We start from the raw sequence: 15,938 nt of genomic DNA on the forward strand, positions 1-15,938 counted from the left end.
CCTTGCCCCGCCTTGCCCCGGCCCCCCTTGCCCCGGCCTGCGTTTCCTGGCCCCCTTGCCCCGGCCTGCGTTGTCCTGGACTGCTTGCCCCGGCCGTCCCTGCCACGCCCTGCCCAGCCAAGCCCGCGCCCTTCCCACGCCCGCCCCACCCTGCTCCTCACCGAGCACGATGCCGCCCGGACTGTTCCGCCTCGCTGTACTCAGCCCACCGATGCTCGGCATGCGGTGTCCCCCCACCCCACTGCTGCCCAGCCTGCAGGGCATTCACCCGCTGCTGCTCATTGCTCGGCGTGACCACCCGCCCCTGCCCACCGTCCGGAGCAACAACCCCCTGCTGCCCACCGCCCGACGCAACAGCACCCCGCCGCGCACCGCCCGACCCGCCAGCCCACTGCTGGCCGGCGTTCGGCTCGCCGGCCCACTGCTGCCCAGCGTTCGCCCCGCCAGGCCACTGCTGGCCGCCGCGTGACGTAACAACCCCTGACTGCCCACTGCCCGGCGTGGCAGTCCATTGCTGCTCCGGCGGGTACCCGCCGGTCCACGACTGATCGGTGCTGGACGCCCTTGCACGCTCCTGACCAGCGCCCGATCCACTCACCCATCCCTGTCCGGCATTCGCGCCACCCGGCCACTGCTGCGCAGCATTCGCCCCGCCAGCCAACTGCTGCCCACCGTTCGCCCCGGTAGGCCGCTGTTGCCAGGCGTTCGAATCGCCACCCCATCGCTGACCAGCATTCGCGCTGCCCGACCACTGCTGACCAGCATTCGCGCTGCCCGACCACTGCTGGCCGGTAGACGGCGCGCCGGGCAGCTGATATCCAACGTCAAAGTGGCCGGCCTGCTGCGGGTCGAATCTTGTCTCATTGGCCCGACGCGGCTCATCCGTCGAACCTCCTGCCCACTGCTCCACTCTCGGGGCGTTGGACCGTCCCGGATCGGGCGGCGGCGGCACGAATCTTTGCGGGTTCGTGGGCGGTGCGACAGCCCACCGCGGTGCATCCGGCGTCGCCACCGGCCCCGAGACAGCATTCCACTGCGACTCGCTGGAGCTACCGGCCCCGGGCAGCGTTTCCCAAGGGGAGCCTTCGGACGCCGGCGGCGCGCTCCACTGCGAATCCGTCGATAATTCCGAGCCGACCTTTGCTTCCCAAGGAGCGTCGACCACCGGCACCGAGGCCCGGCCCTGTGCGGTCGAAGACACCGCGAACCACCGGGACTTCGACTTCGGGTCGGGCTGAGTCTCCTGGTACAGACCCAGGTCCGGCGTTACGGGTTCGTAAGTCTCCATGACGTCCGGCATGCGCGATTCCGTCATGAACGGTTCCGTCATGAGCGACAGGTTCGGCTGCGGAGCCGTAGCTGCGAACGGGTCCACCTCGGTGGGCAACTGTGGCTCCACCGAACCGATTCCGGTCGCACGGGGCGTGCCTGACACCGAATATCCGAGCGGGTCTACCAGCATCGTCGGGTACGGCTCGGGCATCGTGGACCACGCTGGTTCTGTCAGAGCAGCTTGACGTGGGCCTGTCTGCGGCTCTGACGGAGGAGTCGCGGGTGTCATCGGGACGACGCCGCTGCGGCCCCCGCTGGTGTGGCGTTTCACCGTGTACATCGCGTGGTCGGCCGCGCGCAGGGCCTGGTCCGGGTCGTCCGAAGGATCGGCGAGGTGGACGCCGACGCTTGCGGTGATCCGGACCTCGTGGCCCAGGACCAGGAAGGGATGCTCCACCTCGGCGCGCACCCGGCTACTCATCGCCTCGGCGTCCGGTCCGGCCACGATGCCGGGCATCAGGACCACGAACTCGTCGCCGCCGACCCGGGCGAGGACGTCCTCTTCGCGTACGCATGCGGAAAGGCGGTCAGCCACCTGCCGCAACAATTCGTCGCCGGCTTCGTGGCCGTAGGCGTCGTTGACGGGTTTGAAGCCGTCCAGGTCGACGAAGAGCACCGCCACCGAATCGCTCCGCAGCGACGAGTCGAGTGCGTCCTGCAGCCTGCGCCGGTTCGGCAGTCCCGTCAGCGCATCGTGTTGTGCCTCGTACGTGAGCCGTTCTTGGAAAGCCCTGTTCTCGGAGACGTCACGTGCGTTGATGACGATGCCGTTCAGGGCCGGGTTGTGCATCTGGTTGGAGGCGGTGAACTCGAACCACGTCGCCGCTCCCTCAGCGTTGAGGATGCGGGTCTGCAAGCGCAGCACCCCATCGCGCTGCTGCATCAGACTGGCGAACGCACCCATCATGTTCTGCCGGTCGTCGGGGTGGACCAGATCGAAGACACTGCTGCCCTGCTTGGATCCGGCGGCGAAGTGAAGCACGGACGCAGCGCTGGGGCTCGAATACTCCACGCGGCCCTCAGCGTCGAGCACAGCCACCATGTCGGGCGCGTGCTGGAACAATGCCTGGAACTTCTCGTCCGCGCGGCGCCGCTGGATCTGTGTGCGGTAGCCCAGGATCGAGATGCCGACCGCGCCGATGAGCAGCATGGCGAGCAGCGTGATGTTGATGGTCTGGCTGCGGCTGTGCACCGCGCCGTCGAACGAAGCCAGCGTCTGGGTCCGCACATATGCCCATCCGCCCGGAAGGACGTCGCCGGTCACGACGGAGGCGATCCGGTCGGCGCCGCCGGAGGAATACTCCGTGAAGCTGGGCCCGTCGGGGTTCGCCTTGATCGCCGCGATGATCGACGCGTCGACTGCGGTGCCGATCGTGCCGGCCTCGCTGCTGTAGCCGACCACTCCGGCGCTGTCGAGGATCAAGGTGACGTGCGCAGAACTCTTGAGCTTCGCTGTGTACGCCTGGAGCGTGGTCCGGGCCAACTCACTGAACCCGATGAGCACGGCCGTCGCAGCACCGGAAACCTTGATGGGGACGGCAACGGCCTGCACCGCGATCGGCTTGTTGTCGCTGCTCGGCACCAGCATCACGGGCGAGAACCCGGCCTGACCGGCGAGCAGCAGCTTACGCATGGCCGCATACCCGGGATCGGACGCGACAGGCAGCGCGTTGCTCGTGGTGGCGTTGAGCACCGCGCCGGTCAGCGTGGTGATCGCCGCACCATATGAGAACAGTGACGACTTGCGGACGTACTCCTTGAGGGCATCCCTGTCGCTCGAGACCCCGGCGCCGAGATTGAACGGATAGCTGTCCGCGAACGCGGCAAGATCCTTGGCAGAAAGCAGCTGCATCTGCCCCGCAAGCGTGGCGTTGTTGACGGCGAGCGCCTGTGTATCGGCGCGGTGCACGGTGTCGGCCGCCCGCAGCGCCGACCTGTTCACCAGCACACCGACGATGCCGACGGCCACCAGCAGCAGAACGCTGACGACCACGGCGATCCAGTTGCGCAGCCGCATCGATTGCCTCCTCACCGGTCCCATCGGGCAGAATCCGCCGGATCTGAAGAAAACGGTTCCCGTCACATCCGCCCCGCAGTGAGCAGTAGTCCCACCAGTAGCTGCACCATCAAGCACGGCGTCAGCTCGGTGGCGCTCACGGGACCGCTCCACGAACCGTCGCTCGGCTGCCATTCCCGGACTCGTGGAGTCCGATGACACCGACACTTGCAGCGAGCAAGCCCGCGCAGGTCAGAAGCACGAACCCGGCAGGCACCACGTCGGCGAAAGCTCCCAGCAGATTGTTCGTGACGAGCAGCGGGACACTCTGCGCGAAGACGAGAACCGCCTGCACACGGGCCAGATGAGTCTCAGGCGTAGCTCCCAGCACCAGCGGTGCGACGCTCGTGCCGAACATCCCCATCCCGACCCCGATCAGAGCAGCCGCAGTCAACGCCGCAGGTAACGGCAACTGCCCCGGGCCAAACGAGGTGGACCGATCTGCCAAGCCGACCAAAGCGAGGAAAGCTACTCCCCCAGAGGCGACGAAAAGGCCCCTTGACGCCATTCGCCGCGGGTTGGGCAGGGCACCGCGGACCAGAACCACGGCCGCGACCGCCCCGGACCCCAATGCGATCGTTGCCGCCACCGCCCCCGCCGATGCGGGAGGCCATCCCAGCTGGCGAGCGAGCACGGGAACCAGCAATCCTGCGCATGGAAGCAGCAGTCCCGCCGCGGTAGCCGTCATCAACAAATGCGGCCGTAGCACCGGGTTGGTGAACCCAACGCGCAACCCGTCGAACGTCTGCCTGCCCCACCCCGACATCGGCCATCGCCGGTCGTCGGAGCCCGAACCCGCCGCGGCTGAGACGCCGGCATGCGCGGGTGGTCGATGGATCAGCCGGGCCGGTCGTGGGCGAAGGGCGATGAGCACTGCCGCCATGATGGCGAAGGTCGCAGCGTTCGCTATGGCAGTAACTGCCAAACCGAAGGTGGCGAGGAGCAAACCACCGAGGGCAGGGCCGGTGAAAGCGGCCGATTGGCCCGCGATCTGGCGGGCGGAGGTTGCCCGCGCAAGGGAGGCGGTCGGCACGAGCAGGCGCGGCATCGAGCCGGAGCTCGGGAGGTAGAAGGCATCCGCAAAGCCGATGGCAAACGCCACCATGACGAGCAGAAGAGGCCTGTCGGACATCTGCCGGGTGAGGGCGGCGAGGGTGAGCGTCACCGCGGTCATGGCGACATCTGCGGAGATCATCACCCGCCAAGCGCCGACCCGATCAGCCACCGCACCACCGAACAGGAGAAACAAAGCACGAGGGAGATTTATCGCGGTCAGGACGAGACCCGCCCATGTTGCTCCGTGGCCCGCCGCCGTCCATGCCATGGCGAAGCCCATCACCTGGGTCCCCACCAGCGACAACGTGGTCGCCGCCAGCCATGCTCCGTATCTGCTCACGACATGACCGTGCCGTCTCCACTTGGTGGAGAGTCAACTGTCAGCCACGCCACACTTGCATCTCCCCTAAGGGGAGACGCCATGGTGGACGCATGGACGGCGAGACGCACTACTCGATCGGAGACCTGGCCCGGCGCACAGGCCTGTCGATCAAAACCATCAGGTTCTATTCCGACAACGGCATCGTGCCGCCCACGGAACGCAACCCACGAGGCTATCGGCGCTACAGCGTGGACGCTGTCGCACGTCTGGATCTCGTGCGCACTCTTCGTGACCTCGGCCTGGACCTTCACACCGTCAAGAAGGTCGTGGACCGGGAGATCGCGCTGCCCGACGTAGCCAGAGCCCACGCCGACGCGCTGGCCGTCCAGATCAAGACGCTGAGGCTACGCCGTGCAGTGTTCACCGCGGTTGCCCGACGAGGATCCACGCCAGAGGAGCTGGACGTCATGCAGAAACTGATCAAACTCTCCGAGACCGAGCGTCAACGCATGATCAACGAATTCATCGATGCCGCGTTCGGGGACATGGAAGCCCACCCCGAGCTGGAGGGCATAGCCCGCACGATGACCCCGGCTGAGCTTCCGGACAATCCCGACGCGGACCAGGTCGAAGCATGGGTCGAGCTCGCGGAGCTGGCTCAGGACCCAGATTTTCGAGCGGGGGTGCGCCGCATGGCCGAGCACCACGCCGCCGACCGCGCCGGCGGAGCACCCGGTGTTCACCGAGATCCCGTGGCCACGGTCCGCGATCTCGCCGGCCCGGCTGTGGAGGCCGGTCTCGACCCGGCGTCCCCCCGTGCCGACAGCGTCATCAGGGCGGTAACGCAGCACTACTCGTTCGCCTGCGGACATCCGGACGACGCAGACCTGCGGCGGCGCCTGCTCACCCGGCTGGAAGCCGCCAACGACCCTCGTCGCGAGCGATACATCCAGCACCTCTCCGTCATCAACGGCTGGGCTCCGCCGGAAGACCTCGCTCCGTCGCTCAACTGGTTCATCCAGGCCCTCCGCATCCGTGAACCCGCCGCATAGGAGCTGGGATCACGGTGAGGCGGTGAGGCGGTGAGGCGGTGAGGCGGTGAGGCGGTGAGGCGGTGATCGGTCAGCGGCGCCAGGGCGCGCGTTGGCCTTGGAGCCACCACTGCAGTGACTGGGTGACGCGGGGCAGCACGAAGTACGTCATCAGAGGGGTCAGGCAGAGCGTGGAAACCAGCGTTCGGAGAACAACATTGATGTCCGCGAGGAGGTGTCCGATGGTCACGGCGGCCAGCAGGCTCAGCGGGAAGAAGCCCACCCAGATCGTCACCGCCTGCTTCCAGCGAGGCGGTGGCGTCGGGGCCGGGGTCAGGTCGTCGATCGAATGTTCCTGCGGTGGATCGAACCAGCCTTCGATTCCGGTGCGCTTCTCGACCCGGGTGTGTTCAACCATGCCTTGGGCGGAGCTGAGCCACCACTGGCGCTGGGGCGATTCCTCCCAGCCGTGCAGGGCAGCCGCGTCGGAGAACCGGTACAGCATGTGCCACTCCGTGGAGCCCTGCGCCGGACGGACCCAGCCGACCCCGAGAAATCCGGGGAAGTCCTCAGCCAGCGTCGTTCCGGCGCGGACCCACGCGAGCATCTCCGCATTTCTGGACGGATCGGCCTTGCGGGTGATCGCCACGGTGACGGCGAGCTCGTGCGGTGCGGTCTCCATTCCCACATAGTGCGACGCCAGTGTTTCTGGCGTGCGGCAACCTCCTGAACCGAGACATCCAATACATCCGGTGCGAGCAGGCCGGTGCGAGCAGGAAGGTCAGTCCTTGTGAACGTTGGGTTTGGTACGGGGCAGAATCGTGCGTTCGCCCAGCCGGGTCAGGGCGTTCAGTGGGGCGGTTGCGAAGCCCACGAGGCGGGCCAGAGCGGGCTGGCGTTGCCGGCGCAGCAGTGGTGGGCCGATTCCGGCCAACACGTCGGTCAGTGCGGGCAGCGGACGGCCGAAGAGGGTGATCTCACGGATGAGCCCGTCGTCGTCCAGCCGAATCAGCTGGGCTTCCTCGATCGCCTCGCGCCTGGTGCGGCCGTGGTAGAAAAGCGCCCAGGTGTCCCCGCCGCCGGTCTGTGTGTGATAGCGAATGTCATGGATGACCTCGAAGGCGCTCGCCAGCACGTCGGTCACTTGGGCGACGCCTTCGAATCGGAACGCGGCAGTCAGCGGCGAGATCAGGACTACGCCTGGGGCAAGGCACCCCGCGGCAGCCTGCGCGTCCCCGTGCTCGTCGGCCAATCGCCAGGATTGGATCGAGTCCCTGGTGGAGGTGCCGTCCGGAGCGGTTCCGGTGTCTCCCATCCCGCGACGTTTCCGTGGCTGAGGTAGGTTCCCGACCATGACGGCGCTTCGAAAGATTTCAATGGCCGCTATCGGTCTGGTCACCCTGACCGCGACCAGTGGCTTCACCGCGACCGCCCCGAAACCGTCGTGGCGGCTCTCCGACACGGGCGTCACGGCACGCTTCAGGGGGCTTGCTCCGGTCAGTGACAAAGTGGCGTGGGTGGCGGGTTCCGGCGGGACCATTCTGCGTACGGTGGACGGCGCTCGGAGCTGGCAGCGGGTGGATCCGCCGGGCACTGCCGAGCTTCAGTTCCGGGACATCGAGGCATTCGACGCCGACCACGCCGTCGCGCTGACGATCGGCGAGGGCGACCAGTCGCGGTTGTACGCGACGGCGGATGGCGGGCGTAGCTGGAAGGAGAGCTTCCGCAACGACGACCCGGCGGCGTTCTACGACTGCGTGACGTTCACCGACCGGCGTCACGGTTTGGCACTGTCCGACCCGGTGAACGGGAAGTTCCGCATCCTCGCCACGTCGGACGGCGGCAAGAGCTGGGCCGTGCAGCCGAGCACCGGCATGCCCGACGCGCTGACCGGCGAGTTCGCGTTCGCGGCGAGTGGTACCTGCCTGGTAACCGCTGACCACTTCGGCTCGGGCCGGGCCTGGTTCGCGACCGGGGGTGGCGAGCGGGCGCGCATCTTCGCCACCACGAACGGCGGCCGCACCTGGCGCGTGACCGACAGTGGCATTCCGAGCGGGCCGAGCGCCGGGGTCTACAGCCTGGCGTTCCGCGACCCGTGGCACGGCATCGCAGTCGGTGGCGACTATGCGGTGCCGGAGACCGCGCCGGACGCGGCCGCGACCACTCGCGACGGCGGCCGCACGTGGACCCCGGCCCGGGCAGAGCCAGGTGAGTACCGATCGGGGGCGGCATGGCGCGGCGTGACCACCGCGCTCGCGGTCGGGCCGACTGGCAGCGATATCAGCTACGACGGCGGCCGTAGCTGGAACGAGTTCGACTCGGGCAGCTTCGACGCGGTGCTCTGCGCCGGCGGGTCGTGCTGGGCGTCCGGCGAGCAGGGTCGTGTGGCGAGGCTTCATGGGTAAAACCGCGAAGACAGTCGGTGGCATTGCCGCAGCGGTGGTGGCCATCTGCTGTGCGGCCGGTGTGCTCTCCTCGATCGGGGAGATATTCGACCAGACGCCGTACATCTGGCCTGCGATCGGGGCGTCGGTCGTCGTCGCACTGGGAGCGGCTCTGGCGTACCAGAAGGTCCAGGCCGGGCGCGCGAAACGTGAGCTGGAGGCATGGACGGATTGGGAGGACGTCGGCACGGACGGGCCGTGGCCATGGGCGATGGTCCTGGCCCGGACATCGGTGGCCACGCCGACCGCTGCGTGGTCCGGCTGGGCCGACGGTTTCCCGGTCAAGGCCGGCGTGATCACCTGGTCGGGGATGGGCCTGCGGGACCTGACCGGGAAGTTCGACGGGACCGGGGTGTTCGCATGTGTCCGTCTGCCCCGGCCGCTGCCCCTGGCGGCAGTGCACCTGCGCCCCGACGCGACGGGTAAGACGTTCGACGAGCGCTTCCAGGTCAAGGGAACAATCGGGGACGTCCAGCGGATCGTGCACGTCGACAACACGGTTCCACCGTGGACGATCACCGGCGAGGAGCTCTTCGTCATCGTCCCGGTCGCCGAGCCAGTCCGCCCACGCCACATCCAGGACATCGCCCGGCGCGCGGCGTGGGCCGCACAGCTCGCAATTGAAGAGGTCACCACGCCAGGTGGGAGTTCAGCACGCGAACCGGGAGCGGGAAACACAGGCTAGGACCCAAAGACGCGGGCCACGAGCGACCCACGTAAGCGAGCATGGCCCGGGCCCTGGAGCGCGAGGGCCGGGGCTCGGAGCGCGAGGGCCGGGGCCGGGGCCGGCAACGCCAGGCCAGGCAGCACGGGGCCGGGAGCCGAGAGCGCCAAGGCCAGCAGCGCCAGGGCGGGGGCCGGGAGCCGGGAGCGCCAGGGGCCGGGGCCGGGAGCCGGAACGACAGGGGCCGGGAGCCGGGAACGCCAGGGGCCGGGAGCCGGGAACGACAGGGGCCGGGAGCTCGGGGGTTAGGAGTTCAGGTAGGTGAGGACGGCGAGGACTCGGCGGTTGTCGTCGTCGGAGGGGGGCATGGCTAGTTTGGTGAAGATGTTGTTGATGTGCTTGCTGATGGCTTTTTCGGTGATGTAGAGCTTGGCGGCGATGGCGGCGTTGGAGCGGCCTTCGGCCATTTGGGCTAGGACTTCGCGTTCGCGGCCGGTGAGGATGGCGAGGGGTTCGCGGCGGGCCAGGAGTTGGGAGACGACTTCGGGGTCCATGGCGGTGCCGCCGGCGGCTACTCGGCGGACGGCGTCGACGAATTGGCCGACGTTGGAGACTCGGTCCTTCAGGAGGTAGCCGACTCCGCCGCCGGAGCCACTCAGGAGTTCGCGGGCGTAGAGGGGCTCGACGTGCTGGGAGAGGACCAGGATGGGGAGGCCGGGGACTTCGATGCGGGCGGCCAGGGCGGCCTGGAGGCCCTCGTCGGTGAAGGTCGGGGGGAGGCGGACGTCGACGACGGCGACGTCCGGGCGGTACTTCAGCAGGGCGGGGAGCAGGGCGGGGCCGTTGTCGACCGCTTCGACGACCTCGAAGTCGAAGGCCTCCAGGAGACGGGTCAGTCCGTCGCGGAGGAGGGCGAGGTCTTCGGCGAGGACAACACGCACGGTAACTCCAGGGTGACGACGGTCGGGCCTCCCGGTGGGGAGGACAGGGTCATCGTCCCATCGAACGCTGCAAGCCTGCGTTCCATCCCTCGCAGGCCGGTTCCCTTGCCGGGGTCGGCGCCGCCGTGGCCGTCGTCCAGGACGACGACGGCGAGGGTGCCGTCGTGGTAGACGATGGTGACGGCGGCGGTCTGGGCGCCGCTGTGGCGGACCACGTTGGTCAGTGCTTCGGCGATGACGAAGTAGGCGGCCGATTCGACGGGGGTCTGGGGGCGGCCCGGGAGGTCGATGTCGACCTCGACGGGCATGGACATGCTGATCGCGAGGGCTCGCACGGCGCCGTCGAGGCCGCGTTCGGCGAGGACCGGTGGATGTATGCCGCGGACCAGGTGGCGCAGTTCGACCAGGGCGATGCCGCTGGCCTCGCGGGCCTCGGCGAGCAGTTTGCGGGCGGCGGCCGGGTCGCGGTCGAGCAGTTCCTCGGCGAGGCCGATGGTCATGCCGAGCGAAACCAGCCGGGCCTGGGCGCCGTCGTGCAGGTCGCGTTCGATGCGGCGCAGCTCGGCGGCCTGGGCGTCGACGGTGTCGGCGCGGGTGACGGTGAGATGGGCGACCCGGAGGCGCAGTTCGGCGGCGCGGGTCGGGGCCAGGAACAGCTTCGCGAACAGCGCGTCGACCTTGCGCAGCTGCGGGGCGACGATGAGGCCGGCGGCGAGGAACAGCGCGCCCTGCGGCAGCGAGAGCAGGCCCTCGCTGAAGTTCTCGATCGGCCAGTAGACGCCGTAGCCGTACCAGACATCACCGAGGTGCAGCCACAGCGGGAGCAGGATGATGCCCTGCAGACCGTAGGCCGGCAGCAGCAGGATGAGTACGCCGAGAGCGGCCCCGATGATCCCGCCGGGCAGCAGCCACGCCACGTCACGCCACGTCGCCGGGTCGGTGAGGATCCACTTGAAGCGCCGCCAGCCGCCGGTCAGCGCCGGCTGCGGTTGCGGCGCGTACGGGCGGGCGATGACCACGCCGGCGCCGGTTGCCAGCCGCCGGACGAGGTCGGTGCGGGCCCGCAGGACCTTGGTCATGAGGGGCAGCGCGAACATGCCGATGCCGGCGGCGGGGGTGAGCGCGAGAGCGACCAGCCAGAAGACGAGAAGCGGCACGTTGAAGACGGACAGCACGATCTCGAGGACGCCGACGGCGACGGCTCGCAGCCCCTGGCGTACCCACGATCTCGTCTCCATGTCCTTATTGTCGGCCACCGGGGCCTGCGGAAACAGGGGTGCTAGCCCTACCAGGGGTGGGGACCTCACACTCCTGTCGATGGCTTTCGCGCGCGGGAGCCTGAACGGTATGACAACGACGACGGAACGGCCGCACACGGCGGCCGGCAGCGACTTCGCCGAGCTTGGCCGGCGAATCACCCGGGCGGGCCTGCTGAACCGCAAACCCGCCTATTACGCGTTGCGCATCAGCCTCGTGGCTCTGACGCTCGCCGGTGGGTGGGCGGCGTTCTTCGTGCTCGGGTCCTCCTGGTGGACCCTGGCGATCGCCGTCTTCCTGGGCATCGTTTTCGCCCAGGTGGCGCTGGTCACTCATGATCTCGCGCATCGCCAGGTCTTCCGCACCAGCACCCCGAGTGCCCGCGCCGGCGTCATCGCCGCGAACCTGCTGATCGGTATGAGCTACGGCTACTGGCAGGACAAACACACCAAACACCACGCCAACCCGAACCACGACGACCTCGACCCCGATGTGACCCCCGCCGTTCTGGTCTGGACCCAGGACGCGGCCGCCGAGCGGAAGGGCGCCTTCGCCCGCTGGCTGACCCGCAACCAGGCCTGGCTGTTCTTCCCGCTGACCACTCTGCTGAGCCTGAGTCTGCGCAAGGACAGCATCCGCGCCCTGTTCAACGGCCCGGTGAAGCACCGCGCCCGGGAAGCGACCCTGCTGTCGCTGCACGTCATCGGCTACCTCGCCGCGCTGCTCCTGGTGCTCAGCCCGCTGCAGGCTCTCGCGTTCTTCGCCGTGCACCAGGCGGTCTTCGGCCTCTATCTCGGCATGACGTTCGCCCCGAACCACAAGGGCATGCCCCACCCGACCGGCGACGAGGATTTCCTGCGCAAGCAGGTGCTGACTTCCCGGAACGTACGCGGTGGGTGGCTCACCGACATCGCCCTTGGCGGCCTGAACTACCAGATCGAGCATCACCTGTTCCCGTCGATGCCCACCCCGAACCTGCGCAGGGCCCAGCCGATCGTCCAGGCCTACTGCCGGGAAATAGGCGTGTCGTACGAGGTCACGGGCTTGATCGACTCCTACGCCATCGCCCTGCGCCACCTGCACGACGTGGGCGCCCCACTCAGAGTGACCCCGGCTCCCCCGTCTCGATGAACCGGATCACGGCACGGCGCAGCTGGTCGAGGAAGTCCTCCAGGTCCTCGGCCACGGGCTCGAAATCGCCGTCCTGTGATGCCGTGACCGATCGCCAGACAGTGCCGTCCGCTCGAACGGCGAAGAGAATCCCACCGCCGTCGCTGGCGAATACCCCGCCGGAGAAGTCGTGGTCGGCCGAGTGGATGAAGTACCCGTTACCGACATCCGGCAACGACACTTCCTCGATCACGCGGTAGAAGCCGGCCAGGGAATCCGGCAGCGCGGCGCCGGATTCTCCGGACGTCGCCGCCACGATCCGGTTGTCACCCGGCGCATAGCCGTGAGCGCGTTCGAAGCCCGCGACGAACGGCCGCAGCCGACCGTCGAGATCGTCCCGCCATGCCGCCAGCCATTGAGGATCCACGTCGCAGGCCCCGGTGTCGAACCGGGCTTTCCGCCCTTATGAGGGGCAGCTGAGCAGCCAGCGCTCCGCCTGCGTACCCGATGATGGGTGCGCCACCGGGGAATCGAACCCCGAACACACTGATTAAGAGTCAGTTGCTCTACCTGTTGAGCTAGTGGCGCGTGATGCGGTGCAACAAAAAACCGCCGTCCCGAACTGCGGGGGCGGCGGCGAGCGAAACGCGGTGATCAGCCGCGTCGCCGGCCCGGCCCCGGGCGCTTCATCTTCACCTTCATCGTCATGTGAAGCCTCCCTCCGGTCAGCGCTCCCGGCCGCTTGCCGGGAACGCTCACCACAGTAGAAGACGGCGACGGCCGCGATCAACGCAATTACGCAGCCGCCGCTGACAGGCCGGAAGGTCAGGAGCGGCCTCGCGACCGAGCTCAGCCTCGACGCCTTGACCGGCGTAGCTGTTGGGCGCGGGCGATGACATCGTCGAGCTGCGGGCCGAGGACGGGGGCCGCCTGGTCCTCCACGTCACAACATGGAGGTTTGGTGCGTCCCGCCGCTGCCGGTGGCTCCACGCCGAGCAGGCGATACAACTCGGTGTAGATATTGAACTCCTGGTCGTCGTCGTGGTGCGGGCCGACAAGCAGAATCCACGCCCTTTGCGGGGACTCGAAGCCGACCACAACTCGTTGCTCCCCGCGTAGGTGTTTGACGCAGACGTGGTCGACGGGCACCGGGCCACTGAGCCGATAGGAGAGCGCCGCGCAACCTCGCGCTGCCAGATCATCGACGAATGCGTTGAAGAGTGTGCTCTCCCTGCGACTGAGTGCCGCGATCTGCTGGTCGGCGCGAGGGGTCGCTAATACCTCGGTGGGCACGAAACGGAATTACCGCCCATCGGCGTCGGGCTCGGGGAGGGGCCGAAGTACCCGTCCCTGGCCACGACGCATTTGGCGGAGACTTTCGCGGAAGTCGTCGCGGTCAGCCAGTGCGCGGTCGTTGATGCGGTGCCATACCGCGTCGAGCAGATCCCGGTCTCTGCCCAGCGCCCGCAACTCACGGATCACGTGGCTGACTTCGTGCACACTGATGACGTCCAGCAGGAGCCGGGGCGCTCGTTGACTCACGACCAGGACGCCCTCGCCGGCCCAGGTTCGCACGGACTTCTCGCTGAGACCGAGCAACTTGGCGGCAATTACCGGCCGAATGGTGGCCTCTTCGGCAAGCGCGGCGTTCGACACATCGAGCAGTCTGCGGCGGCGCCCGTCGGTCTCGGGGAGACTGTTGGCGACGTCTTCGACCGCTTCGACTCGCTCGAAAAGATTGCGGACCCGCTGTTCCTCGACTGCGATGGTCATCATGCCCCCTTCCCTGGCTACCGATTATGACGCACTTTTTCGGAACCTGCTACCGGGAAGGGTCGAGCCACGGTCAGTGGGCGGCGAACTGGTCGATGAGGCTCTGCGGGGCTTGGTCGTCGAAGCAGAGGATCAGGTTGGCGGCCGCTTCGGAGGAGGATTCCTCGCTTCGCGGGAAGAGGGCTTTTTCGTACGCAGTGAGCGCCCCCTCGATGTCCCCGGAGTGCTCGGCGAGGGCCTGGCCGAGCAGTGCGCCGTCGAGCATGGCCAGGTTGGCGCCTTCGCCGGCGAAGGGGGACATGAGGTGGGCGGCGTCGCCGAGCAGGGTGACACCCGGGGTCCGGGGCCAGCGGTGGTCGGTGGGGAGGGTGTTGAGGGTGCGGGGGATCAGGGGGCCGTCGGCGTCCTCGATGAGGGCGCGGAGGTCGGGGGACCAGTCGGGGAAGTGGGCGAGCAGGGCCTGCTTGGCGGCGGGCGGGTCGGTGAAGTCGACTGTGGAGATCCAGTCCTGCGGGGTGCGCAGGGCGCAGTAGATGTGCAGGCTGCCGTCGGTTTCGCGGTGGGCCAGGAAGCCTTTGCCGGCGCCGAGGGCGAAGAGCATGCCCGCGCCGACGACCTGGGCGGCTCGCGGGTGGCGTACGTCCGCGTCGTGGAGGTCGATCTCTACGAACGACATGCCGGTGTAGGTGGGGGTGGCCGGGGACAGCAGGGGGCGGATGCGGGACCAGGCACCGTCGGCGCCGACGAGGACGTCCGCGGTGACCGCGGTGCCGTCGGCGAAGACGACTTCGTGGCGGCCGCCGGGCAGGGGGCGGGCTTCGACGACCTTGGCGCCCCAGCGGACGGTGTCCGGCGGCAGGGAGTGGAGCAGGAGATCGCGGAGCTGGCCGCGGTCGACTTCCGGGCGGTCGCCGTCGCCGTCGTCGGTCTCGTCGGCGAACACCGTGCCGTGTTTGTCGAGGATGCGCATGGCTTCGCCACCCTCGTGGATGATCTTTCGGAATTCGTCGTACAGGTGCGCCGTACGCAGAGCAATTTGTCCGTTGTTGGCGTGGATGTCGAGCATGCCGCCCTGGGTGCGAGCGGTCGCGGACGCCTCGGCCTCGTAGATGGTGGCGGCGATGCCGTTGATGTGCAGGACGCGCGCGAGGGTGAGCCCACCCAGTCCGGCGCCCACGATGACGATGGAAGTCATATGAAACCCCTTAGATAAAACGTGTTCGTAGCGAACATGTTCGTCAACTATACAAAAAGCGGACTACGGGACAGCCGTAGCCGCGATCCCGGCGATCAGGACGGCGAATCCCCAGCGCAACCGCTGCTCACCGGACCCGGACCAGAGCAGATCGCCGACCCCGGCAACGTGCGGATAGCGATCGGCGTCCATGGCGACGAGCGCGGCCTCCTGCACCGAGGCGTCATGCAGACCCGACTCCGAGCGGGTCCCGTGCTCCGCGGCCGTCGCCGTCGCATGCTGCAACAACAGATCAACACCCCAGGCAGCCCGGGACACGGGTACACCCGAAGCGTCCAGCAATCCCAGCACCGCATCGATCAGCCGAAGATAGTTGGCCCCCGACGGCCGCAACGTGAGCACGGACCGGGCCAGACTCGGATACTCGAACAGCACCTGCGTGTACCGGCTGAGCAGCTCGACGAGGTCGGTCCCCGAGAAGTCGAGCTCCGCGAGCAGCTCATCGAGCACAGCACCGTGCAGCTCGGCCATGTTGTCGACGTAGACGTAGAGCGATGCCGGGCCGGTGTCCAGCTCGCCGGCGAGCCGGCGCATGGTGACGCGCTCGAGCCCCTCGGCCCGCATCACCCGCACCGCGGCGGCGACCACGACGGCCCGGCTGAGCGGGTCCTTCGCGGGCCGGTCACGCCGGCTGACGGGTTCTCTGCGAGCTGCCATGAACACGATCGTAACGAACATGTTCGTCGGCCGGCAAGGC

General features: G+C 68.3%; 15 protein-coding genes and 1 tRNA gene. 4 read left to right on the top strand and 12 right to left on the bottom strand.

The window, feature by feature from the left end:
* Nucleotides 1-157: 157 nt before the first annotated feature.
* Both Aco04nite_RS35245 and Aco04nite_RS35250 read right to left on the bottom strand, forming a co-directional pair.
* Nucleotides 158-3,349, bottom strand: coding sequence for a diguanylate cyclase domain-containing protein (locus tag Aco04nite_RS35245; RefSeq protein ID WP_213001568.1), 3,192 nt, complete (start codon nt 3,347-3,349; stop codon nt 158-160).
* Between the two features lie 136 nt (nt 3,350-3,485).
* Nucleotides 3,486-4,784, bottom strand: a complete 1,299-nt coding sequence (locus Aco04nite_RS35250) for an MFS transporter (RefSeq protein ID WP_244876523.1) — start codon at nt 4,782-4,784, stop codon at nt 3,486-3,488.
* Nucleotides 4,785-4,876: 92 nt separating this feature from the next.
* On the opposite strand from Aco04nite_RS35250, the gene Aco04nite_RS35255 reads away from it, so the two are divergent.
* Complete coding sequence (locus Aco04nite_RS35255; protein WP_213001569.1) at nt 4,877-5,818, top strand: MerR family transcriptional regulator; 942 nt, start codon at nt 4,877-4,879, stop codon at nt 5,816-5,818.
* Between the two features lie 70 nt (nt 5,819-5,888).
* On the opposite strand, the gene Aco04nite_RS35260 is transcribed toward Aco04nite_RS35255, so the two are convergent.
* Nucleotides 5,889-6,479 carry an antibiotic biosynthesis monooxygenase gene (locus tag Aco04nite_RS35260; protein ID WP_213001570.1) on the bottom strand — a complete coding sequence of 197 codons (591 nt, stop codon included), beginning with the start codon at nt 6,477-6,479 and terminating at the stop codon, nt 5,889-5,891.
* Nucleotides 6,480-6,578: 99 nt separating this feature from the next.
* Nucleotides 6,579-7,151 carry a nuclear transport factor 2 family protein gene (locus tag Aco04nite_RS50090; protein WP_369076662.1) on the bottom strand — a complete coding sequence of 191 codons (573 nt, stop codon included), beginning with the start codon at nt 7,149-7,151 and terminating at the stop codon, nt 6,579-6,581.
* Here Aco04nite_RS50090 and Aco04nite_RS35270 point away from each other — a divergent pair.
* Both Aco04nite_RS35270 and Aco04nite_RS35275 read left to right on the top strand, forming a co-directional pair.
* Nucleotides 7,150-8,202, top strand: coding sequence for a WD40/YVTN/BNR-like repeat-containing protein (locus Aco04nite_RS35270; RefSeq protein ID WP_244876524.1), 1,053 nt, complete (start codon nt 7,150-7,152; stop codon nt 8,200-8,202). The genes Aco04nite_RS50090 and Aco04nite_RS35270 overlap by 2 nt on opposite strands.
* Nucleotides 8,195-8,926: a hypothetical protein gene (locus tag Aco04nite_RS35275; protein ID WP_213001572.1), complete on the top strand. Its 732-nt coding sequence runs from the start codon at nt 8,195-8,197 to the stop codon at nt 8,924-8,926. The genes Aco04nite_RS35270 and Aco04nite_RS35275 overlap by 8 nt, the downstream gene beginning before the upstream one ends.
* Nucleotides 8,927-9,210: 284 nt before the next feature.
* On the opposite strand, the gene Aco04nite_RS35280 is transcribed toward Aco04nite_RS35275, so the two are convergent.
* Nucleotides 9,211-9,846, bottom strand: coding sequence for a LuxR C-terminal-related transcriptional regulator (locus Aco04nite_RS35280; RefSeq protein ID WP_203839313.1), 636 nt, complete (start codon nt 9,844-9,846; stop codon nt 9,211-9,213).
* Nucleotides 9,798-11,084, bottom strand: a complete 1,287-nt coding sequence (locus Aco04nite_RS35285) for a sensor histidine kinase (protein ID WP_213001573.1) — start codon at nt 11,082-11,084, stop codon at nt 9,798-9,800. Before Aco04nite_RS35285 ends, Aco04nite_RS35280 begins: the two co-directional genes overlap by 49 nt.
* 109 nt (nt 11,085-11,193) lie before the next feature.
* Here Aco04nite_RS35285 and Aco04nite_RS35290 point away from each other — a divergent pair, with 109 nt between their 5' ends.
* Nucleotides 11,194-12,234, top strand: coding sequence for a fatty acid desaturase family protein (locus tag Aco04nite_RS35290; protein WP_213001574.1), 1,041 nt, complete (start codon nt 11,194-11,196; stop codon nt 12,232-12,234).
* Here the strand turns inward: Aco04nite_RS35290 and Aco04nite_RS35295 are convergent.
* The 6 genes from Aco04nite_RS35295 to Aco04nite_RS35320 form a co-directional block, all read right to left on the bottom strand.
* On the bottom strand, nt 12,203-12,640 hold the full coding sequence (locus Aco04nite_RS35295; RefSeq protein ID WP_213001575.1) for a hypothetical protein: 438 nt from the start codon (nt 12,638-12,640) through the stop codon (nt 12,203-12,205). The genes Aco04nite_RS35290 and Aco04nite_RS35295 overlap by 32 nt on opposite strands.
* Before the next feature lie 88 nt (nt 12,641-12,728).
* A tRNA-Lys gene (locus Aco04nite_RS35300) sits at nt 12,729-12,801 on the bottom strand.
* A 261-nt stretch (nt 12,802-13,062) separates the two neighbouring features.
* Nucleotides 13,063-13,506: a hypothetical protein gene (locus tag Aco04nite_RS35305; protein ID WP_213001576.1), complete on the bottom strand. Its 444-nt coding sequence runs from the start codon at nt 13,504-13,506 to the stop codon at nt 13,063-13,065.
* Between the two features lie 9 nt (nt 13,507-13,515).
* Nucleotides 13,516-13,986, bottom strand: a complete 471-nt coding sequence (locus tag Aco04nite_RS35310) for a hypothetical protein (RefSeq protein WP_213001577.1) — start codon at nt 13,984-13,986, stop codon at nt 13,516-13,518.
* Between the two features lie 73 nt (nt 13,987-14,059).
* On the bottom strand, nt 14,060-15,181 hold the full coding sequence (locus tag Aco04nite_RS35315; protein ID WP_213001578.1) for an FAD-dependent oxidoreductase: 1,122 nt from the start codon (nt 15,179-15,181) through the stop codon (nt 14,060-14,062).
* A gap of 63 nt (nt 15,182-15,244) precedes the next feature.
* Entirely contained in the window at nt 15,245-15,898 is a 654-nt protein-coding gene (locus Aco04nite_RS35320) for a TetR/AcrR family transcriptional regulator C-terminal domain-containing protein (RefSeq protein ID WP_213001579.1), read from the bottom strand.
* Nucleotides 15,899-15,938: the final 40 nt, after the last annotated feature.

The organism is Winogradskya consettensis (assembly GCF_018332715.1).
Taxonomy (GTDB): domain Bacteria; phylum Actinomycetota; class Actinomycetes; order Mycobacteriales; family Micromonosporaceae; genus Actinoplanes; species Actinoplanes consettensis.